The organism is Microcoleus sp. Pol7_B2 (genome assembly GCF_036701035.1).
Classification (GTDB): domain Bacteria; phylum Cyanobacteriota; class Cyanobacteriia; order Cyanobacteriales; family Microcoleaceae; genus Microcoleus.
The window spans coordinates 55,976-76,718 of record NZ_JAUBQB010000026.1; the positions used below are offsets into that span (position 1 = coordinate 55,976).

Consider the following 20,743-nt stretch of genomic DNA (forward strand, 5'->3'; position numbering starts at 1 on the left):
ATATTTGATCGGTCACTTATAATTTAACAGGCATAACTCACCCCCCTATCTAAACAAATGCCACGCATACCTACCTTAACATTCGATCGCGGAACTCTATTGCTGCACCCGCCGCCCAAAGGCAGAGACTGGGTGGACTTTGCCACTTGGGACGATCGCGTGGAAAAATACCGCATTCGGGCGATTCACTACCGCCCGCTGGTAGAATGCCTCCAAGCCGAGTGCATTCACTTCACCGACGAAGCTAGGGGATACGAACTACTCGAACTCGTACCCAGCGTGGAAATGCAGCCTTACCCACATCAAGAACAAGCCCTCGCAGCTTGGCAGGAAGCAGGAAGCCAAGGAGTAGTTGTCCTCCCCACCGCTTCCGGCAAAACTTATCTGGCACAATTAGCCATGCAAGTCACTGGTCGCAGTACATTAATTGTAGTACCAACTCTCGATTTAATGCACCAGTGGTACGCTAATTTAAAAGCAGCTTTTCCCGACATAGAAATCGGATTGTTGGGCGGAGGTTCGCGGGACAAAACGCCAATTTTAGTGGCAACCTACGACAGTGCAAGTCTTCATGCAGAAACCTTGGGCAATAAATACGGCTTGCTGGTTTTTGACGAATGCCACCATTTGCCAACGGACTTTTATCGAGTAATTTCCGAATATGCGATCGCGCCTTTTCGACTCGGACTGACAGCCACACCCGATCGCACAGATGGCCGCCACAGCGATTTACATTTCCTGATCGGCCCGACAGTATTTAGCAAAAGACCCGAAGATTTGGCAGGCGATGCTTTAGCAGATCATAAAATAGTTCAAATCATGGTAAAACTGTCACAAGAAGAAAGTGCTCGCTACGCAGAATTAATCCACATTCGCAACGACTTCTTAAAACAGTCTAACATCAAAATATCCAGCCTCGAAGGTTGGAAACAGTTTATCATGGCAAGCGCGCGATCGCCCCTAGGACGGCGCGCCATGCTAGCCCACCGCCAAGCCAAAGAAATCGCCCTTTGTACCGAAGGAAAACTGCGAATATTAGCCCAAATACTAGCAGAACACTCTCCCCAGCGCACCCTAATTTTCACCGGAGACAACGCCACAGTTTACCGAATTTCCCAAGAATTTCTCATCCCCACAATTACCCACCAAACCCCAGTCAAAGAACGCCACGAAATCCTCGATCGCTTTCGCAGCGGCGAATACAAAACCCTCGTCGCCTCCCACGTCCTCAACGAAGGAGTGGACGTTCCTGACGCCCGAATTGCTATCATATTGTCAGGAACTGGCAGCGAACGCGAATACATCCAGCGTTTGGGTAGAGTTCTCCGCAAAAGCAGCGATGTAAATAAGTTAGCAATTCTCTACGAAGTCGTCACCGAAGACACCAGCGAAGAAAGAACTTCTCAACGCCGCCGAGGAGGAATGCAGCCTCACAAACCCCAAGTAAAAACACTAATTGAACAGCCGCAGCCAGAAGATCAGGAATTACAAACTATCAAACCGACACCCATTTACGGAGTCAATCGGGAGACAACCAAAAAAGCAGCAGAATCACCAGCCACATGGGGAGAAGACAATGATGAAATTCCCTGGTAGTAAGCCTAAATAAGTTAGTTGTGGGATGGGTAGTCTTAGCGAAAAAATGGCTATATAATTAAATCACTCCTAGGTCTATTTAAAAACTACAATCTACAATCGATTTACGGAGTCAACCGGGAGGCGACTAAAAAGCAGCCGGGTCACAGCAAAGTGGGTAAAAAATGATAATTTCAAGAAGTAATCTTGAATGTTCACCAATTAGTGTATAATCTCAATATTGACTAATTCATAGTAGCGGAAAATGATCGATATCACACAAATAAGTAACTTTAAAGTCTTCCCCAAACATACAGGAGTTTGGGAGGGAACTTGGACAATCCTCAATGCTGAGTTCCAAGAAACCCAGCGTTTTACAGCGGTGTTAACCCAGAAAATTGTTGATAACCAGTGGAGGCAAACTAACGTTCAAACTTATGCCAATGGCAAGAGTGAAACACAAAACTTTGTGGGTCATGTAGTCGGTGAAGGGCAAGTAGAAATTGAAAGTAATGACTCTATCTTTTCTAACTACAAGACACTAGCCACAGAAGTTGGAGATAATTTAATCGTTTTTCAAATATGGGACAAAGCAACTGGCATTCTCAGGGCTGTGGAAACAATCAATCTTGTCAGTTCCGATCGGCGAATTCGGACTACCCAAAGCTTGACAGAAGAGGGAAAACTCAGGGGAGTTATGGTGATTGTCGAACAAAAGATTGAGTAAAAGTTTTCACTGCTTATGTTACCCACTGATTTATTAAGTCACCGCCAAAATGGGGAATCAATCGTCCCCCTACGCCTCAAGATAGATGCTAAAAACTTGGAAGCAGCTACAGAAATGATCAACTGCTTCCAAGAGTCGATCGGCAAAACCCAAGGCGAACTCGACGGACGCTTGCTAGAATTAGAAGGCGACAGCCCCGATTATCGGCTGAAACGGGGATTAGCGCACCTGCTGAAAAGCGGTTTCTGCACCTTGGAAGTCGTCAGTCCCCTAGAACCCTCAGAGTTGAGACAGCGGGTTTTTGCCTTGTCCGCCCGATCGACTCCCAGCCCTCAATCCACCCAATTAACCCTGGAAAAAGTAGCAAGTGAACTCAGCCAAGAGTTAAACAGAGAAGTTTTACCCAGCGAAATCACTACAGGTTTATACGCAGATTTAAACGAAAACAAAATCCTCACTGAGTTTAATGCACCAACTCCCGAAAACTTGCTTCACAAATACAATCTTTCTCAAGTTCAAGGCATATTTTACCGAGCAAGTCAAGTGCAATTAACCGCCCACCGCAACGATCCAGGAGAATACAAACTCTTATTTCGCTATCTGAAACTATTTCAATTAATGACTTACATCGAAGGCGATGCAGACCACGGTTTTACACTGACAATAGACGGCCCTACAAGCTTATTCAAACCCAGCACCCGCTACGGCTTAGCCCTGGCGAAAATGCTGCCCGCACTGCTGCACGTTACCAAATGGAGTATGCACTCGACACTGCACACAAAAGACCCTTTTAGCGGCGTTTTGAAAACAGGTAAATTTACCTTAAATTCCGACTGCGGTTTAGTCAGCCACTATCCTCCTGGCAAGCCTTATGATAGTATGTTAGAAGCCGCATTTGCTGAAAGATGGAAGTCCACAAAAACTGAGTGGCAACTAGAGCGAGAAGTTGATTTAATTCCGATTCCAGGTAGTGTGATGATTCCCGACTTTCGGTTGGTGCATCCAGACGGGCGAGTATTTTTATTAGAAATAGTTGGCTATTGGCGGCCGGAGTATTTGCAAAAGAAATTTGCACAAGTACAGAAGTCTGAATGCGATAACTTGATTTTAGCTATTTCCGAACGCCTGAATTTAGAAAAAGCCGGGGTGAATGTAAATGAGGTGCCTGCACAAGTAGTCTGGTTTAAAGATAAATTGCTGCCCAAATCAGTCCTGGAAGTCCTCGAATAGTTAAGTTATTGTGCATTTAAAATTAACTTTGAGGGCGCTGCTCAAAGCCCACCCCACAAGAGTTTAAAGAAAAATAAATCTACTGTTTTCTGTCTCTCTCTGCGCCCTCTGCGCCCTCTGCGGTTCAAAAAAATCCTCCTCAAAAAACCTCGCCCATTCCCAGCTATACTAAAATGAGAATATCCCCGAATCCTTGCCACCGCTTACTCTCACCCTAAAATTGATTGAAAAATGGCAGACACAAGTATTGTCGAAAGAATCAAAAAGCTTTTAGCCCTCGCCACCTCATCCAATGAAAACGAATCGACTGCGGCGGCCGAAAAAGCTTCCCTTTTACTGGCACAGTACAATCTCAGCCTCGCGGATTTAGGGCCAAATCACCAAGAAGAAATTGACGAAAACTCTGTTGAAACAACATCGAAATTTGTCACTTGGAAAATGATGCTGCTTTCGGGAATTGCCGACGCTAACGGGTGCGAAGCCATGCGAAATACTTATACGGGCAGTATGTTTTTGGTGGGAACTTCTACCAACCTGATTGTTTGCAAACATCTTTACGAGTATTTGAGTTCGGCAATTGAAAAAAGAGCAAATTACCGCAAAGGAAACGGGAGGGGATTGGCGTATCTAAATGCTTTTCGGGTTGGATGCGCGACGAGGTTGAGACAAAGATTGTTGGAACAAAAACAGGAGATGGAAGAGTCGGGGATTCCGGGTTCGGGGGATGTGGCGGCGACTCCAGGGATTGTAGTGCGATCGATGTTTGAGAAAAATCAACAGGCGATCGCGGATTATCTAGAGGGCAGAGGGGTTAAAGTTAGAACGAGAACAGATTCTCAAGTCAGCAGCGCGGCGGGTTTTAATTCTGGGTATGAAGTGGGCGACAAAATTAGTTTGCACAAGCAAGTGCAGCCTCAAGGGGATATGAAACAACTTAATGAATGTCTTTGAGTAGGGCGTGCGATCGTGAAAATCCGCTTCCTAGGTGTAATAAACTAGGGTTATTTTGTCTGTAGTGCGTAATGATTGCTACATTAAGGCTTGATTTCTTTCGAGTGCTTTCTTCAAATACTCGATCGCTCTTTTGAGATTTTCGATTTCTTTGTGATTTTTTTGCTGGTTAAGAAGTAGCTCGTCTAGTTGATCTTCAATGGAGCGTATGGCGAGGCGCTGTTCTTTGAGAATTTCTTGAGCCTTGCGGATGTCTTTTTGAATGACAACAATCTCGCGCATCACAACTTCTAACTTGGCTGCTTGGATTAAAGCGGTGTCGGGAGATTGACTGAATAAAGCGCCAACACCAACTCCCGCACTAGCACCGAGAATTGAACCGCCAGCAACAATTACGGCCATTCCGCCAGCCATTCCCATGCCACCGGCGGCGATCGCACCTCCTCCAAGTGCGGCTAAAACGGCGGATACTGCGGCTGCACCTGATAAACCCGGTGCTAGTATCGGTGCAAGTAAACCTACTACTAAGGGTGTGGCAAGTACAGCTACTACTCCTAACACAACTGCTCCGACTGCACCAAGAAACCAAGGATTTATGCCGCCTTTAATTCCTTGGATGGCTTCCTTGTAGTTGGACTTAAAGCGGAGAACACAATCTGGATCTATGTCTAGCGATCTAGCAAAATCCCTGAGCTTTCCGGTGTATTCTTGTTCAAGTTTTAAATCTTTGAATGCTTCATCACGACTATCGCCTAATGGGTAATAGGGTTGAAACAGTGTTACTTCTAATAAAATTAGATACCGAGTCAATTGATTTCCCGGAGAGAGGAGGTGGGATTTTACCGAATTTTTGAGGGATTCAAAATCAGTAATTAAGTTCAATGAACTCTTTTGTGGAGTTTCAGGTGCAATTTGGCTGTTCAAAAACAGTGTGGTTGCATTTTTCCAATTGCGTAACCACTCTTGCTTAAGGATTTTTTTAACAGGCTCTGATTGATTGTCAATATCACCTTGGAGACCGCGTAAAAACTCTTGCTTAAGGGTGTTTTTCACGTCGTTATTTGATTCATTGTCAATATCGGCTTGCACCAAGTGGTACTGATAGCTGAACATGATTCTGGTTTGTTCAGGAGTCAATCCAAATTCTTTCATAGCTTGCGAATCCTCTTTGAGCGAGGATTCTGTTGTTTCAGGATTTTTCTGCTTGAAACGATCGCTTGGGGAAGATTCTGCAACAACGGTAGGAGTATTGGTATCCGTTGTAGTTCCATCGAACTCTAATTCTAATTCGTCTTCTGATTCATCCCGGATTCTGAAATAGTAAAAGAGATTAGCAACAGCCAAATCTGATGCTTTTTCCAAGTTGGACAATACTAAACTTTTATGGCCCGCTATTTGCCCTTGCTTAATGATATAGCTTTCATAGTCTTCACGTCGCTGCCGATCGAGCATTAATTCCAGTTGAGTGCGAAGAGAATAAAAATGAGACTTAGGTCTCAAATTTTCATAAAATAACTGTTCATCCGGTATCGCTAAAGCTGTTGTGGCTAAATTTTTCTCCCCCATAACAGCTAAGTCTGATTTACTAAAATCAGCACTCTCTAACTGCTTTAACTCACTTGGCGACAAAGATTTTATCCAGTCAATCTGATTTTGCCAAGTGTCTAATGCGGCTAAATCGTGATTGTGAATTCGCGTGATTTCTGGGAATAGAAAATCTAGTTCGTCGTCCGAGTCGCAGCCAGCAATTACTGTTAAGCCATCTTGACGGATTTGTTGTTGAAGTTGAGAAAGCCGATCGCCCGCAGCACCAAATTCATTTTGCACCTGATATGTGCCGATAATACTTTGCTCGATCGCCCAACTGCACTCTAACTGACGCAACTGTCCCGCGGCACAAGTTTCTTCTAATAAATGCGGATTTTTGTAGTCTGCTAACGCCTCAAACAACATCCCCCGCGCAGCATCAATTTCAGCATTGCGGCGATTAATATCTTGCAGTTGCAAAGCCGATCGCATTCGTTGAATCGCTTGATTAAATAACCCGTAAGCCCGCACTAAGACTAGGCGATGGTTTTCAAATTTTATATCTGCAACCACTTCGGAAATTAATTGCTTAATTTCCGCGCCTTGGCCTTTCACAAGTTGTTCTAAATTGATGAAACCATTTTCAACTTTAACTTCCAGCCTTTCTACTGCTTTTTTTAGTTTCAAAGTCTGGTGCAAATTCACCGCCGACAAGGCTACCCCAGCCACAACTCCCACACCAATGACGGCTGTTGTCGCTTGCAGCACGCCCAAACTGGTTTGGACGGCTTGAAAGCCCATGTGGTTTTGGTACATCTGCAAGCCTCCCATTGCAAGCTGCACGGGAGACACTAACGGCGATAGGGGGCTGTTGTTGACCACCGCGCCAACGGCGTGGGCCGCAAACTGTCCCGTCGCTGCATCTCTCGCCATGCCGATCGGCACTCCAGCGGATGTAAACACTTGTACGTACTTGCCAGCATCGATCGCAGCCTGTACCGCTGCAGGAAATACAAAGTTCATCATAAATTTTTAGCCGGCTAGCATCTGACAGAACAACTGATCTATTATGATCCATTTAATAAAAGAAATATTATTAGGCGCTACAAATGAATACTTCGTTAATTAGTCCCCAAACAGTTGAGCTTATTTCGCTGCTGACACGGCAAAAACTCCGAAAAGAAGATATTACTCCGCCTGTGCTTTTCCTGGCGGGACTGGTGACGGTGTTGGTGGGAGTTATCTATGCCGACGGTACGGTTGGCGCTGAGGAAACGCAGCGACTGAGCACAACTATGACGGCACTCATCCCCGCTAACAACAGTTTGCGCCAATTGGTAAAGCCGATGGTTAAGGCCGTGCGATATCAGGAAACTTACAAAAAAATGCACGAGTTGCTGGCCCTGACATCGTGCTTTTCCGAGGAAGAAAAACTGCTGCTGATTAGTTTTGGCTATCAGATGTCGGCAGCAGATGGGACAATGGACGAGAGCGAAAAAGAGTATTTAATACTTATCGGTAACACACTGGAAATTGACTCTCGATACTTGGTAGTTTTAGAAGCGAGTTTTAGCAGTCAAGCAATCAGCGATACAGCACCTTTAGCAGAAGTCCACTCGTTACTAGATCCCGCACGATTTCAATCTCTCGATTCTTTGTTTGTCCGTGCTGCTAGTCACATTATCGAATATTTACCAGAAAAACCAAAACAACACAGCAATCAAAAGCATTCAGTTTCGTCCTATCAGGAGTTGAAAAAATTTCAGGAGTATCGAAAACAACTGGATACAGTTTGTGGCCAACTACATTTAACTCTGCTAGATGGAAGCGATCGCAGCGTCTTGTCTCGTACTTTAACAGAAGAATTAACAAACATATCTCGCAACTTGCAATCTCAGCGTTTCCGTGTGGCTGTTGTCGGCGAGTTTAGTAAAGGCAAATCAACTTTACTAAATGCGTTACTCGGCGAGGAAATCCAACCAGTGCGGGATATTCCCTGTAGCGGGACTGTGACTATTTTGAAATATGGTTCGCAGCGCCGAGTGATTTGTCGCTACAAAGATGGACGGGAGGAAGAAATTCCATCGGCACAATATCAAGAAAAAGCTTCCATTTCGGAAGAGGCAGCTTTGGGTTCTTGCGAAGATGAGATAATCAAGTCGGAAATTAAAGAAATTGTTTTCGAGCATCCCGAATTAGAGTTGTGTCGCAATGGGGTAGAAATTATTGATTCTCCCGGATTAAACGAACAAACGGAACGGACAGCGGTAACTCAGCAAGTTCTAAAAACTGCTGATGCAGTGATTTTCTTGACTCATGCTCAAAATGCTTTAACGGAAAAAGAGCGGGAATTGCTTTTGTACTTAAAAAAAGAACTCAATTATGCAAACGATCGAGGCGCAAGTAATATTTTTATTGTTGTTAACTTTTTCGATTTGCTGCGCCGAGAAGAGAGTCGCAATCAGGTAAGAAAAAGGGTGGAAATGATTGTTAATGGGAAAAATCAGATTATTGCCGGGGAAAACCGGAGTCATTTTATTTCTGCTCAATCAGCATTGGATGCGATTTTAGCAGGAAATGAAAATGACGATTACCTCAAAGCTTTTCAGGGTTTTACAAAGTCGGTGGAGCAGTTTTTGACAGTTGAAAGGGGGGCGATCGCACTTCGGCAGTCCGCCGCCGGAATTCAGCAAATTATTGACACTGGTTGTCAGGAATTGAATCAATGGCGGGAAATGTTAGAGGGAAAATTGACAGTTGATCGAGGAGATAAGCAGAAAATATTTGAACAAATGGCGGAAGTGAGCGGTCGCGAGGTTAAAATTAGATTTTTAGCTAATGAATTGATGGAGAAATCTTTAGACGAAGCTGTTGAATCTTGGAATGAATGGGTGGAAGGATTGGGACAGCGCCTGCTATCAAAAAGTCATCGCTGGACTTCCGAACACGGACACATCATGAGTCAAGACAAGTTGACTAAAGATTATGCCGATCAATTTCTACGAGACATTACCAAAGAAATTGATGACTGGGGCAATCAAAAAGTACAGTCCATTTTAAAACAAAATATGGGAGTGCTAGACAGCCAAATCGGTGAAGATATTTATGCAATACGGCAAGAATTTCAACAGTTTGACCAGCAACTCAGCACTAGCCTTGTCGCTCAATTCAATAACTTAGCAACAGCAGGTAGCTTAGGCGGAATTGGCAGCAGTGGAAGCAGAATAGCTTCATCAATTGGCGAGATAGAGGATGGTGGGTTTTTTGGGGGTTTGGGAATTGGTGCAGCAGTTGGTGCTGCCTTGCTATTTTTTACAGGACTTGGTTTTATAGGAGTTATTTTGGGTGGCTTAGCTGCTGGTGCTGGTGGCGGTTTGGGCTGGAGTTTTTTAGATGGCGATGCTGTTAAAGCTCAGATTAAGGAAAAAGTTTGCGAGTTAGGCGTTGAGAAATTTGACGAATCTGCAGAGTCTATTTTTGAGAAGGTACAAGAAAGAATTATTGCAGTATTTAACGATCGCACTGAGGCGAATAGCGGTGTGATGTCAAAAGCGATCGCGCTGTGGGAGAATTTATTAGAACAGCAGGAAAAGCGCGATCGCCAAAATCAAGAATACGAAGCCGAAAAGGTTTGGGTGGCTGACAAACGTCGGGAACTTGAACAAGTACAGAATCAAATTGAAACAATCTTAAATCAAAGTGCTGGCTAAATCAATGACTAGAGGGTAAGCGCAAAAAAACCATAGTACCTTGTAGATACTATGGTTTTGTCGCATTGCGTGACAATCAATAGTCCCACCGCCGCGAGTTAAAGTTTTCCCGTTGTCACGCACCCTACGACTGATATCTTGCACAGAGTACGATCGCCCTCAATCAATCAATTCCGCTTCTTCAAAAATCTGTCTACTCGTCAACTCCAAACCAGGCAGCAACTCATCCACAATCGGTGTATTATCCGTATAAACTTGACTTGAACCATCGGGGAAAAAGCTTCTAATTAAAATAGCCGCTGGATCAATCACCCAAACTCGCGGAACGCCCGCCGCCAAATAATCTTTCGCCTTCTCTTCAAGTTCCTGCATCCTTTTACCAGGAGAGATAATCTCAATCACCAGTTCAGGAATTGCGGGACAAGCTTCATTTTGCAGCCAACTTTTCGGCAGAGGCGCATAATAAATATAGGTCAAATCGGGAACAGGAACCCAATCTTTATCCTGACGTTTTAACAAAATTGCCCATTTTGGAAGCACTCGCCCGCGTCCTTTACACCATACACGAATCAGGCGACACAAAGCTCCCTGTAAACAGGAATGAAAAAATTTTGGAGACACTTTCGGAACAGCTTCACCATCTACAAACTCACAATATATATCTCCGTCGGGCAAAGCTAGAAATTCTGCTAAAGTGAGTTTGGTTCCGATGCCTACCATGACTCCCAGCCCTCTCGCTAATTAATTCAAATATCAATTATACAAAATTTCCAAACTTTCCTAGAAGTGCGATCGCCCTTCTCCCTCTATGCCAAAAGTGGAACAGGCGTCCCGCCTGTGAATTTCTGTGAATTTCTGCGCCTCAAAAATCAAAATCCCAATTCCCCAAAAACAATAGCGGGGCCGGCCATCCAGCCGCCCCACCTTCCCCAAAAGCCCCACAACCATTCACTTCAACCAAGCCGGATGAGCCATCAAAGCCGCAAACGGCTGCACTCCTCGCAACTGATTTGACAGCGGCAAATGCCCTCTCGGGGCGCTCAAATCCCAGATAAACTCTTGCGGGTAGCGCGTCCAATTATTCCCCTTCTTCCAGCCAATTAGCGGCCACAATTTATCCCAATTCTTGCCGGAACTCAGCCAAATTTCCCGCTGCACTGAAAAGCCAAATTTACCTTCAGAATGAACTTTCCACAGCGTATTAATTGTTTGTAAATCCGCCACCGGCAAACTCTCAACTTGTGTAAAATACAGCCATTTTCTCTGCAAAGCTGTATCACCCGCCAATTCACAAAGTTTGTCTAAAGTCAAGCGATCGGCTTCTTGAAATTCCTGTAACGCCAATAATTGTTGCAGCGGAGTGTAATCAATGTTAGAGTCCGATCGCAGCGGCACAAGCCCAGTCGGAAAATTCGCTTGCAAAAACTCCCTCGCTCTCGGAGAATTAGCACTGTAAAGAATTTGGTAAGCCTTACCCATTACCGCAGTCGGTGCATCTGACTTGCGCTCTAATAAAAATTCCATCAATACATCCCAACCGGAATCTGCTATTTGTTGTTGCAGCAGTTGCAGTTGAGCTTTTTCCGAACCCGACCTCAACTGAGAGCGGAGTTCGGCTGTATCGGCCGCCGAGTCTAGAGGAGAAGTAGAAATCGAGTCAGTCATGAGAAACTATCAGCTATCAGCTATCAGCTATCAGCGATTAGCTGAAGCCCTGGTTTTCCCCCATTGTACAATGGTACTGGCTCCGATTCACTTCTCTGTACTCGGAGGCCTGCGCGCAACGCCGCCTGGTTTAGCCTATCGCCCCCACCCTCTTCGCCAATGGCAGCAATAGCAAATAAGTCTACCATCTGAATTTTACGATCGATGCCATGTCAAAGAGTTTTTCTTGAACCTAGTCGTCCACGATCGAAACCCATGCAGGGAAGGAAGGCGGAAAAAAGTTTATGTCATATTCCGAGTCTTCCCACTCTTTGACCCAAAGCGGCACGGCGCCGGGGCTAGGAGTTGCAGAAAAGGTGCGTTCTTTGACTTCGATCGAGTGAAATAGCTGTTTTAAAGTATCTCCCCGATCCAAAGCTTCGCTGAGGATGTCGTCCAACTCAGGATCGACCCGTTTGACGCGGTTTTTGTCTTCCTCCAGCCACAGAAGTTTCAAAGACTTCAGATCTCTCGGACTGAGGATGCTCTTGTAGTACACGCGCTTAAGGGTCGCTACGGGCTCCAACGAGCGTTCGATCCGGCGAATTTGCTGAACTCGCAGGTAGTGCCATTCCGCTAAACGCTTGCGTTCCGAAGGCGGGAGGGTTCCCTTCCCGGCTGCGTGTTTGTAGTCGTATTTAATCAAACTGCAAGCCATATTGGCTAGCAGGTGAATCAACTGTTTTTCTTTGGGTGTCGCCTGACGCCGTTCCTGGGTTCGTGTCAATACGCGCTGTCTGCGGGTAGTTTCGAGAGTATTTTCCATTGGGTTTTTACGATATCAAATACGATTGTGCCAGATCCAAATCCCGAACATCAGAAGGTAAGGAAGTTGATAGGCGGGGAAACTCCACCGACAGACTCGCCTTACCTGTTTATTTTCCCATTCACCGTTCTCTGAAACTGATCCCCACCCCCGGGATTAGGTAGACCGATATTGGGATCGAGTTTTAACCGCCTCGATCAGAGGCGGTTGCGACAACAAATGCCACCACAACCACAACCACAACCGCACAAGAGCAAACCACACAAGAGCGCCAATTATTTCCTGCCTTTACCCGTTTTTACCTCTTCTTGGTTTCCATCCTCATCCGTTCCAGTGTAGTTAAAGTCCGGACGACTCTCCCAAGCCGTCAAACTGCTGGCTGATGAATGTTGTGGGGCGATCGCTGAAGCGCTGGCGCTGCCTGCCTGGAAAAAGCCGAAGCCAGCCGAGGCAATTACCCCTAATACTAAGATGCTGTTTTTCATGTTCGATGACCCTGATTTCCCTAGATTGAAACTTTTTGGCTAACCCGATCTGTCAGAAATGGGTTGATGCAATAGCCCACTTGTCTTCTGATAAATCTGCCTGCCATAATCAATTCAGACAGGCACACCCGCTTGCGATCGGAAACGCCGGAAGTGACGTGTTACTAACGTCCACGATCATCCATCAACCCGAATTTTTTGGGTAGTGGAGCGAAAGCCATCAGGGCGTCGATCCATCAGGGAGTTATGCCATCAGGGTGCTAATCCATCGGGTAGTTAAGCCATCAGGGCGCATCTTCTACAATTAGCCACAGCCTTAACTTTTATAGTTGAGTAAGTGGTTAGCCTGGTACTGACAAAGCCTTTAAGAATTAAACTTTTTGTGGATGCATCCTGAAAAGTTTGTTCTTAGGAATCTCCGAACGCGAAAGCCCGGGGAAGGTCAGCAGCATGGAATTCCATGCAATCTAAGTCAACTAAAAAAACGCAGATTAACGATATCTCCCACTCAAGCAGTCCTCAGCAAAACGCTGGGGTTTTTTATTGACAGCCATTCTTCAGCGTTTTTCTCTAGCATCCGTCAGGCGGAGCTGAAGGCAGAAGGTAGACGGCGGTGTGGTTATGAGTTTCCCTGCCAACATCATACCACCGGGTGATCTTTAAAGTATTATTGTAAAAAAATGTGAAAAAAAAGGGCGTTTTAGGGTTCTCAATCCGATCGAGTGAAAATTCATCAATTATGTGAACGAGTGTAAAAAATCAAGTGGCGGGCTACAATTGAGCCGATCGTAGGATTTGGGGCGAACGCTTGCAAAGATACGGTAAAGATTGACAAGAACAAAGCTGAGCTAGTAGACAATAGAGAAAGAGGAACAAAAATTTTCCACGATAGCAAGCTGGCAATAATTCCACTTTGTAACCTTTCGAGCGCACAGCATAGGGGTGTAAATCTTGATGAATTCCCAGATGACAGCAGAACTCAACTCAACGTACCACTATCAAGTCGGAGGATATTTGCCTGCCGGTGCGCCCACCTATGTCAGGCGATCGGCAGACAGCGAGCTCTACGAAGGACTCAAAGCCGGAGACTTCTGCTACGTGTTGAGTTCGCCACAAATGGGCAAGTCCAGCCTGCTAGTGCAAACGGCCAAAAGGTTGCAAGCCGAAGGTACAGTTTTTGCCGCCATCAACTTGAGAAGCATCAGCAGCCCTGATATCTCTCCCCAAAAGTGGTACGCAGGAATCATGTACCGCATGGCAAGCAGTCTACACATCACAAACAGGTTTGATGCCATCAAGTGGTGGAACGATCGCGAACTGTTATCGCCGGTGCAGCGATTGGAGATATTTATCGAAAAAGTTTTGCTCAAGTCACTTCAGCAAAATCTGGTAATTTTCATAGATGATATTGACAGCATCAGCAGCCTAAATTTCAGTACCAGCGATTTTTTTGCTTTGATCCGGGCTTGTTACTCGAAACGGGCAGAGCAACCGGAATACGCTCGCCTGACTTTTGCTGTTATGGGAGTAGCAGCCCCCTCAGAATTGATTCGAGATCCCAGATGTAACCCTTTTAACATTGGGCGGCAGATTCATTTAAGTCGATTCCAACTGCACGAAAGTTTGCCCCTAGCAAAAGGATTGGCTCTCAAAGCTTTTCGCCCCCAAAAAGTGCTCCAAGAAATATTAGCTTGGACGGGCGGGCAACCGTTTCTAACTCAAAAAGTTTGCCACTTGGTACTTGAATACGGGCCTTTTATTGGTCGAAATTCCGAAGCTAAGCAGGTTGAAAAACTGGTAAAACACAGAATTATTAAAAATTGGGAAGAAGAAGACGAACCCCAACATTTGATACCCATACGCGATCGCATTTTCCATAGCCACTGCGACCTCACGCGGCTGTTAACGCTGTACCAGCAAGCTTTGCAACCGCCCCAGCCAAAAAACATCGGGGAATCGCAGGGAGTACCTGCCGATTACTCGGCCGAAAAAATCGAATTGCAACTGTCAGGACTGGTTGTTAAATCTCACGGTAAATTAATAGTTTCCAACCTAATTTATCAGTCAGTTTTTAATCGATTCTGGGTAGAAAAGGAGCTGGGAAAATTGGCTCCGTACCGCTCCGCGCTAGCAGCATGGCTGGCTTCAGACCGCGAAGATGAATCGCTGTTATTGACAGGGGAAAGTTTGCAGTCAGCTTTGGATTGGGCTGCGGACAAACAATTGAGCCAAGAACACTATTGGTTCTTGAATCCCGATCGAACTTTGGGGGAAAAACCGACCGTGGTTGTCGCACAAGTTGCAGACAGCAGCGTAGACACAGATACAGACAGCAGCATCCTCACCCCGCCCTCAGAGAGTGTTCCAATTGGCAGCAACGAACAGAGATTGTACGATCACATCGTCTCCTGCGTGGAAACAGAATCCCCCGCACAGGTGATCGAGCGGTTCCGAAAGCTATTTATCGACGGCATGGGCTATCCCGATCGAGAGATTGAAGCAAGTTTGTATAGTATAGTCTCCGTCAAGCGATCGGATCAGGACTTTAAATATCTCCTCCACCGCTGCTGCTACATCCCGATCAACCGCTGGCAATTGCATTCCCAAAACCAATTCGCGATCGCCAAGTTGGTAGCTTTATTTAAGCAGAATTCTCCCCGATTCGGGATGGAATTTTACATAGTCAAGCGCTTGCAAGAACAAATAAATTTCTTTACTAAGAGTGAAGAATTCCAGACCATAGAGCGCTTAGTAAAAGCCTTAGATAGAGAGGCGGAACAGCAGAAAAAAGATACAGATTCTCCTTTGGGCGAATTGATCTGTCGGTATCCTTATTTGTACGGCCATTCTCTACTGAGCAAGGACAGCATTGAGGAAGACCAACAAACCATCAAACAACTGGCTTTTCAAAGACAGCGGCAATTTGAAACACATTTGTCTCAATATTTGAATTATATGGTTGAGCCGAGAAATACAGAAATAGGAATTGTGCAGCGGGCGCCTAATCCCACACTTTTGAACGATGCAGAACTGCACTTAGCGGTCAGGGAATTTGCGGGAAAAGTAGCAGGCGATCGCAGCTACAAAGAAGCGGCTCAATTTTTCCTAAGAGATTCCCGAAAGACTCCATCTTACGCCTCATTTAAAGTGGATTTATATGAATATTTAATATCGTCGATCGAACCCGAATACGGCGGTCGTCAATTTAATGATCGTTTGTACAAACAAATCAAAAATACATTGCGAGAAAATGACTCGGTGAAATTCAATAATCCATTGTTAGTTCGTACTTGCCACCAGTTGTTCAACTTCTTAGTAGTGGAAAATTCCCAACATCCCAGCCACTACGTTTTTTACGATTTAGTGTATAACCTCGGCGCCAGCCGGACAATGGGTTTACTGATGAAACTTGTACTGCTTTCGGGCAAAGTCAAACCAGAGTTGGAAAAGCGATTTTCTATTTTGTTCAATCACTATGAAGGTAAAGCTTCTAATGAAATTATGTGGTTTGTCAAATCCTTGGAAAATTTCAATGTGGCTTTGGTTGTGAATTTTGGTAAGACGGATTTGTCTTTAGTTAAACAGCATCTTATTTTGAATTAAAAAATTACAAAAGCGCTAGATCAGCGTGATAGCTTAGGATTAATTTAAAAACCTCACGGAAAAAAAATAAAAGCATTGGAAGTCAGAGCAACGATCGACGAAAAAGGTCAATTTATTCTCGATAGACCTTTAACCGCAAAAACTCCGGGTCCCGTGCGAATCCTCGTCCTTTTTCAGGAACCTACAGGTGAAGCTGAAGAAGACCCCGAGGATACTTTATCTGTGAAGCGAAGCTATCCCGAAGGGAATCGCGCAAATATCAGCCTCAACGAAATCCGCAACATCATCGCCGACTTTGATGAAAACGAATAGCGGTGTATTATTAACTCTATGATTAGCTATCTCAAAGGCACAGTCGCCGATATCGCCAAAGGCAGCAACCGCGTCATATTGACTCTGGAAGTCAATCAAATCGGCTATGAAATCCAAATTTTGCCCCGCGTGACCGGTCAATTGCCAGCATCCGGCGAAGTCGCCCAAATTTTTACCCACCAGCAAGTTAAGGAAGACCAAATCGTATTGTACGGTTTTGGCAGCGCGGCAGAACGCGATTTGTTTCGGCAGTTAACGAGTGTTAGCGGTGTCGGTGCTCAACTGGCGATCGCACTTCTGGATACTTTAGGATTACAAGATTTAGTCCAGGCCATCGTCGGCGGTAACACCCGCATCCTTGCCAAAACTCCGGGCGTGGGAACAAAAACCGCAGAACGTCTCGCCCTGGAACTCAAAAGCAAACTCTCGGAATGGCGACAGCAAGCAGGTTTGACAACTTCAGTCGCCGCCGGAGTCCCCCCAGCTATTCAAGAAGAAGTCGAGATGATCCTGCTGGCGATGGGATACACTGCGGCTGAAGTCTTGCAAGCGCTGCAAACCCTTAGTCAAGACAGCACTTTATCCGCCAAAGGTAATGCCGATGATTGGATACGTGAGGCGATCGCCTATTTGAGCCGATAATCCCCTACAACATCCAAAAACAGGGAATAACAACCAAAATTCGGTCGGGCCAACAAACCCATCCCTGGCAAAAATTTTATCGTTATTATGCTTCCCCTGTGATAACATTGGAGATTGTGACAATCGTACAAAAAAAACTAAAATCAATTCATGGCTCTTACACAACAGCGCAAACAAGAAATCATGGGCGACTTCCAAACCCATGAAACCGATACCGGTTCAGCAGATGTCCAAGTCGCCATGCTGACCGATCGCATCACAAAACTCAGCGCCCACCTGAAAATCAACCAAAAAGACTTCGCCTCCCGGCGCGGTTTGATGATGATGATCAGCCGCCGCAAGCGCCTGCTGGCATACATCCAAAGGGAAAATGTCGAGCGCTACAAAGCATTGATTGCCCGTCTAGGGATTCGCGGCTAAACACCAAAGCCAAAATTTGCGACAATATTCTTTAATCTTGGGCAAACACCAAGACTTATTGAAAAATGTTCGAGATTTCAGGTTAGAGATAAAATATGTCCTCCGAACCACCCCGCAAGCGCTTGCCCTTTGAACCGGCAACGAATCGTAAAAAAACGCCTAAAAAGCCCCCAGAACCCCAAGCAAGCGTAGCCTTAGAGTCGGATTCTGCCGACAAGCAGCCGAAAGTTAACAAAACCGGAAAACAGGCGCAATCCATCCCAGAAGTAGTCAGTCAACGCATGATATCTCGCATAGCGGTATTCTGCGGCATACCTACCATATTGGGAATTTGCACATTTTTTGTAAGCTATTTGGTAGTCAGCAAGGGCTTGTTTGATTTGCCCAACACAGCAGTATTGCTGGTAAGCATGGGCTGTTTTGGTCTAGGCGTTCTGGGATTAAGCTACGGAGTCCTCTCGGCTTCCTGGGATGAAGAAATTTCAGGAAGCACTCTGGGGTGGGAAGAATTTAATACCAATTTTGGACGGATGCGAGAAGCGTGGCGCGCCGCGAAGCCAAAAAGTTAGTCATTAGTCATTAGTCATTAGCTAAAAACTAAGCTGTTAACCATTAGCGAGTTTGTATTTGGGGAGGGAACAAGAACCCGCCCCACAACAATGCTAAAAATACTGATATAAATAGATTCTCGATCGCCATTGCATCTATTTTTCTCAGTGCATCAGAGTCATGATCCGTTTCTAGCCCAACTAAAAAGGCAAAAAAAATATGATTATTGTAATGAAAGCCGGCACTCCAGAAGCCGAGATCGATCGACTAGACGAAGACCTCCGCACTAACTGGGGTTTGATACCAGAAAAAATCGTCGGCCGTTACAAAGTTGTTATGGGTTTGGTAGGCGACACCGCCGAGCTCGAACCCATGCAACTGCGCGAATTGAGCACCTGGATTGAAGAAGTGCTGCGCGTGGAAAAACCCTACAAACGCGCTTCTCTGGAGTACCGCCAAGGAGAACCCAGCGAAGTAGCGGTTGCTACTCCTTTAGGAACTGTAATGATCGGCTTGCATCACCCGATCGCGATCGTAGCAGGCCCTTGTTCGGTCGAAAACGAAGAAATGATTGTCGAAACGGCAATGCGCGTCAAAGCTGCTGGAGCTCATTTTCTCCGTGGTGGCGCGTACAAACCGAGAACTTCCCCCTACGCTTTCCAAGGCCACGGCGAGAGTGCTTTGGGATTGCTAGCTGCGGCGCGGGAAGCTAGCGGTTTGGGAATTATCACCGAAGTTATGGATGCGGCCGATTTAAGTGCGATCGTGGAAGTAGCCGACGTGATCCAAGTTGGGGCGAGAAATATGCAGAATTTCTCACTGTTGAAGAAAGTCGGAGCTCAAGACAAACCTGTTTTGCTGAAGCGCGGCATCTCCGCCACCATTGAAGAATGGTTGATGGCTGCTGAGTATATCATGGCTTCTGGCAATCCGAACGTGATTTTGTGCGAGCGCGGAATTCGCGGGTATGACAGGCAATATACACGCAATACGCTAGATTTGTCGGCGGTGCCAGTATTGCGGACTCTGACTCACTTACCGATTATGGTTGACCCAAGTCACGGCACCGGTTGGGCGCAGTTTGTACCGTCAATGGCGTTTGCTTCGATCGCCTCTGGTACTGATTCGCTGATGATTGAAGTGCACCCGAATCCGAAAAAAGCTTTGTCTGACGGGCCACAATCTTTAACACCGGATCAGTTCGACAAGTTGATGGAAGAATTGGCGGTGATTGGTAAAGTCATGGGTCGTTGGCCGCAGCCCGTGCCAGTTTTGGCATAAAAGCAGGCGAAACGCCTAACGTAAAATGCGATCGCGGCAGGGCTGTTTCATTCTCGGGTGCGATCGCCAAAAGTAAAAGCGATCGCCCTATCTGATAAGATTTTTAGCGATCGCTTAACAATCAATATATATGCTGACTCTAATCCCCTTTTGGAAACAAGTCAATTCCCCACGGAAAAAAATTAGGAAAAAGACACCCCTTATCGCTGATATTACTATTAGTTGTTTTGGGACTAATGTTCGGTTATTTTGGATATAAAGATCTAGAAACCTTTGCTAAGTATAACCAAAAACTGATTGTTAAAACTTTTCCTCTAACAATCGACTGAGTCCCATCTTATTCTCAGTAGCTAGACAAAATTAATTACATAGTTTTTTCCAAATTATTTCAGGATTTTTTTCACATATGTAATACCAATTGGGTTTAATAATGGCACAATTATTCAAGCTCCTTGTTGGTTATCGGGATGAGCAAGATGCCTAGAGTCCAATGTCACTGAAAAAGTCTCTATCGCCTAGCCTGTTTACCTTTTAAGATAGAGCGAGGTTCCTGCATTCCGGGATAGGGCTTCGGTGTGTGTTTCAACACCCTAGGTTCGGAACGATCGGCTCGCATCGTGAGTAAATTAGTTGCCACCTGCTCCAACAGCAATTGATGGCATTGTCGCTGTTGGTGTTTTCCTGTAGTTGCCAACAACGTCAATAACTGATTAAACTGCTGTCGAGTTGATTGGGAGGAGAGTTGAAAAGCTGTATGTTCTGACCAAGATACGGCTTGCCACATAATGGTACGTAATAAAGTGTAAGCCAATAAGTGTGTCCAGATATCCTTTCTAACCATTGCCGGAGTTTTAGCTGTTAACATCTCCATTTTCAAAGTTGTTTTAAGATGCCGGAGACTAACTTCAGCAGCAGACCAGCGCCGTCCCTATAACTGAGTTAATTGTTGAACAGTGTAGCGCTGGGCATCCAGTAACGTTATGACTACAATAATACGCTCTTGTCGAAAGCCACGGCGTTGAATTCGCCAGCAGACTTCCCGAACAATGAAATTAGATGGTAATTCCTCAAATTCCTCATTACTCATATGTTTGGGACACTGTTGGGGCTTATTCCAGACTCCTTGATGGTCGCCAATGCCCAACTTCTTACCCCGCCCTTAATATCATGTCCGGTCGATTGACGGCGATAAGGTAGACAGTTAATTAACATTAATGCTCGACAAATCAGAGAGCTAATTGTCACGCTCCTGCTCCTGCCT

The 20,743-nt window shown here is 45.5% G+C and carries 17 protein-coding genes; 11 read left to right on the forward strand and 6 right to left on the reverse strand.

The features are described from left to right. Window positions 1-57 precede the first annotated feature (57 nt). From QUA57_RS12730 to QUA57_RS12745, 4 genes are all read left to right on the forward strand, one after another. Complete coding sequence (locus tag QUA57_RS12730) at window positions 58-1,596, forward strand: DEAD/DEAH box helicase family protein (RefSeq protein ID WP_333061238.1); 1,539 nt, start codon at window positions 58-60, stop codon at window positions 1,594-1,596. 244 nt (window positions 1,597-1,840) lie between these two features. Continuing rightward, on the forward strand, window positions 1,841-2,302 hold the full coding sequence (locus QUA57_RS12735; RefSeq protein WP_333061241.1) for a DUF3598 family protein: 462 nt from the start codon (window positions 1,841-1,843) through the stop codon (window positions 2,300-2,302). Window positions 2,303-2,317: 15 nt separating this feature from the next. Further along, window positions 2,318-3,532, forward strand: coding sequence for a DUF790 family protein (locus QUA57_RS12740; RefSeq protein WP_333061243.1), 1,215 nt, complete (start codon window positions 2,318-2,320; stop codon window positions 3,530-3,532). A gap of 231 nt (window positions 3,533-3,763) precedes the next feature. Next, window positions 3,764-4,483, forward strand: coding sequence for a DUF2786 domain-containing protein (locus QUA57_RS12745; protein ID WP_333061245.1), 720 nt, complete (start codon window positions 3,764-3,766; stop codon window positions 4,481-4,483). A gap of 78 nt (window positions 4,484-4,561) precedes the next feature. Here the strand turns inward: QUA57_RS12745 and QUA57_RS12750 are convergent, their stop codons facing one another. Beyond that, window positions 4,562-7,036 carry a hypothetical protein gene (locus QUA57_RS12750; RefSeq protein WP_333061246.1) on the reverse strand — a complete coding sequence of 825 codons (2,475 nt, stop codon included), beginning with the start codon at window positions 7,034-7,036 and terminating at the stop codon, window positions 4,562-4,564. Between the two features lie 83 nt (window positions 7,037-7,119). On the opposite strand from QUA57_RS12750, the gene QUA57_RS12755 reads away from it, so the two are divergent. Next, window positions 7,120-9,720 carry a dynamin family protein gene (locus QUA57_RS12755; protein ID WP_333061248.1) on the forward strand — a complete coding sequence of 867 codons (2,601 nt, stop codon included), beginning with the start codon at window positions 7,120-7,122 and terminating at the stop codon, window positions 9,718-9,720. Window positions 9,721-9,879: 159 nt separating this feature from the next. On the opposite strand, the gene QUA57_RS12760 is transcribed toward QUA57_RS12755, so the two are convergent. The 4 genes from QUA57_RS12760 to QUA57_RS12775 all read right to left on the reverse strand — a co-directional run bounded on the left by QUA57_RS12760 (window position 9,880) and on the right by QUA57_RS12775 (window position 12,675). Further along, the gene (locus tag QUA57_RS12760; RefSeq protein WP_333061250.1) at window positions 9,880-10,440 is read right to left on the reverse strand and encodes a Uma2 family endonuclease; all 561 of its coding nucleotides are present in this window, start codon (window positions 10,438-10,440) and stop codon (window positions 9,880-9,882) included. A 228-nt stretch (window positions 10,441-10,668) separates the two neighbouring features. Beyond that, window positions 10,669-11,385: a GUN4 N-terminal ARM-like repeat domain-containing protein gene (locus QUA57_RS12765; RefSeq protein ID WP_333061252.1), complete on the reverse strand. Its 717-nt coding sequence runs from the start codon at window positions 11,383-11,385 to the stop codon at window positions 10,669-10,671. Between the two features lie 232 nt (window positions 11,386-11,617). Further along, window positions 11,618-12,190, reverse strand: a complete 573-nt coding sequence (locus QUA57_RS12770) for a hypothetical protein (RefSeq protein WP_190733211.1) — start codon at window positions 12,188-12,190, stop codon at window positions 11,618-11,620. 275 nt (window positions 12,191-12,465) lie between these two features. After that, window positions 12,466-12,675: a hypothetical protein gene (locus QUA57_RS12775; RefSeq protein WP_333061254.1), complete on the reverse strand. Its 210-nt coding sequence runs from the start codon at window positions 12,673-12,675 to the stop codon at window positions 12,466-12,468. Between the two features lie 954 nt (window positions 12,676-13,629). Here QUA57_RS12775 and QUA57_RS12780 point away from each other — a divergent pair. From QUA57_RS12780 to aroF, 6 genes are all read left to right on the forward strand, one after another. After that, on the forward strand, window positions 13,630-16,278 hold the full coding sequence (locus tag QUA57_RS12780) for an AAA-like domain-containing protein (RefSeq protein WP_333061265.1): 2,649 nt from the start codon (window positions 13,630-13,632) through the stop codon (window positions 16,276-16,278). 75 nt (window positions 16,279-16,353) lie between these two features. After that, on the forward strand, window positions 16,354-16,590 hold the full coding sequence (locus QUA57_RS12785; RefSeq protein ID WP_333061256.1) for a hypothetical protein: 237 nt from the start codon (window positions 16,354-16,356) through the stop codon (window positions 16,588-16,590). Between the two features lie 18 nt (window positions 16,591-16,608). Beyond that, window positions 16,609-17,232: a Holliday junction branch migration protein RuvA gene (gene ruvA, locus QUA57_RS12790; protein ID WP_015174486.1), complete on the forward strand. Its 624-nt coding sequence runs from the start codon at window positions 16,609-16,611 to the stop codon at window positions 17,230-17,232. A gap of 150 nt (window positions 17,233-17,382) precedes the next feature. Continuing rightward, window positions 17,383-17,652, forward strand: a complete 270-nt coding sequence (rpsO, locus tag QUA57_RS12795; RefSeq protein WP_333037652.1) for a 30S ribosomal protein S15 — start codon at window positions 17,383-17,385, stop codon at window positions 17,650-17,652. A gap of 95 nt (window positions 17,653-17,747) precedes the next feature. Further along, a complete protein-coding gene (locus QUA57_RS12800; RefSeq protein WP_333061258.1) occupies window positions 17,748-18,221 on the forward strand; it encodes a PAM68 family protein in 474 nt (157 codons plus the stop codon). A 199-nt stretch (window positions 18,222-18,420) separates the two neighbouring features. Continuing rightward, window positions 18,421-19,482: a 3-deoxy-7-phosphoheptulonate synthase gene (gene aroF / locus QUA57_RS12805; RefSeq protein ID WP_333037658.1), complete on the forward strand. Its 1,062-nt coding sequence runs from the start codon at window positions 18,421-18,423 to the stop codon at window positions 19,480-19,482. Between the two features lie 508 nt (window positions 19,483-19,990). Here the strand turns inward: aroF and QUA57_RS12810 are convergent. Beyond that, window positions 19,991-20,353, reverse strand: a complete 363-nt coding sequence (locus QUA57_RS12810) for a hypothetical protein (protein WP_333061260.1) — start codon at window positions 20,351-20,353, stop codon at window positions 19,991-19,993. Window positions 20,354-20,743: the final 390 nt, after the last annotated feature.

Excerpts from the sequence above, each read along its gene's own strand:
- aroF (WP_333037658.1), top strand. The coding sequence starts at position 18,421 with ATGATTATTGTAATGAAAGCCGGCACTCCAGAAGCCGAGATCGATCGA.
- QUA57_RS12800 (WP_333061258.1), top strand. The coding sequence starts at position 17,748 with ATGTCCTCCGAACCACCCCGCAAGCGCTTGCCCTTTGAACCGGCAACG.
- QUA57_RS12750 (WP_333061246.1), bottom strand. The coding sequence starts at position 7,036 with ATGATGAACTTTGTATTTCCTGCAGCGGTACAGGCTGCGATCGATGCT.
- QUA57_RS12745 (WP_333061245.1), top strand. The coding sequence starts at position 3,764 with ATGGCAGACACAAGTATTGTCGAAAGAATCAAAAAGCTTTTAGCCCTC.
- QUA57_RS12765 (WP_333061252.1), bottom strand. The coding sequence starts at position 11,385 with ATGACTGACTCGATTTCTACTTCTCCTCTAGACTCGGCGGCCGATACA.
- QUA57_RS12755 (WP_333061248.1), top strand. The coding sequence starts at position 7,120 with ATGAATACTTCGTTAATTAGTCCCCAAACAGTTGAGCTTATTTCGCTG.
- QUA57_RS12810 (WP_333061260.1), bottom strand. The coding sequence starts at position 20,353 with ATGGAGATGTTAACAGCTAAAACTCCGGCAATGGTTAGAAAGGATATC.
- QUA57_RS12770 (WP_190733211.1), bottom strand. The coding sequence starts at position 12,190 with ATGGAAAATACTCTCGAAACTACCCGCAGACAGCGCGTATTGACACGA.
- QUA57_RS12780 (WP_333061265.1), top strand. The coding sequence starts at position 13,630 with ATGAATTCCCAGATGACAGCAGAACTCAACTCAACGTACCACTATCAA.
- QUA57_RS12730 (WP_333061238.1), top strand. The coding sequence starts at position 58 with ATGCCACGCATACCTACCTTAACATTCGATCGCGGAACTCTATTGCTG.
- QUA57_RS12775 (WP_333061254.1), bottom strand. The coding sequence starts at position 12,675 with ATGAAAAACAGCATCTTAGTATTAGGGGTAATTGCCTCGGCTGGCTTC.
- ruvA (WP_015174486.1), top strand. The coding sequence starts at position 16,609 with ATGATTAGCTATCTCAAAGGCACAGTCGCCGATATCGCCAAAGGCAGC.
- QUA57_RS12760 (WP_333061250.1), bottom strand. The coding sequence starts at position 10,440 with ATGGTAGGCATCGGAACCAAACTCACTTTAGCAGAATTTCTAGCTTTG.
- QUA57_RS12735 (WP_333061241.1), top strand. The coding sequence starts at position 1,841 with ATGATCGATATCACACAAATAAGTAACTTTAAAGTCTTCCCCAAACAT.
- rpsO (WP_333037652.1), top strand. The coding sequence starts at position 17,383 with ATGGCTCTTACACAACAGCGCAAACAAGAAATCATGGGCGACTTCCAA.
- QUA57_RS12740 (WP_333061243.1), top strand. The coding sequence starts at position 2,318 with ATGTTACCCACTGATTTATTAAGTCACCGCCAAAATGGGGAATCAATC.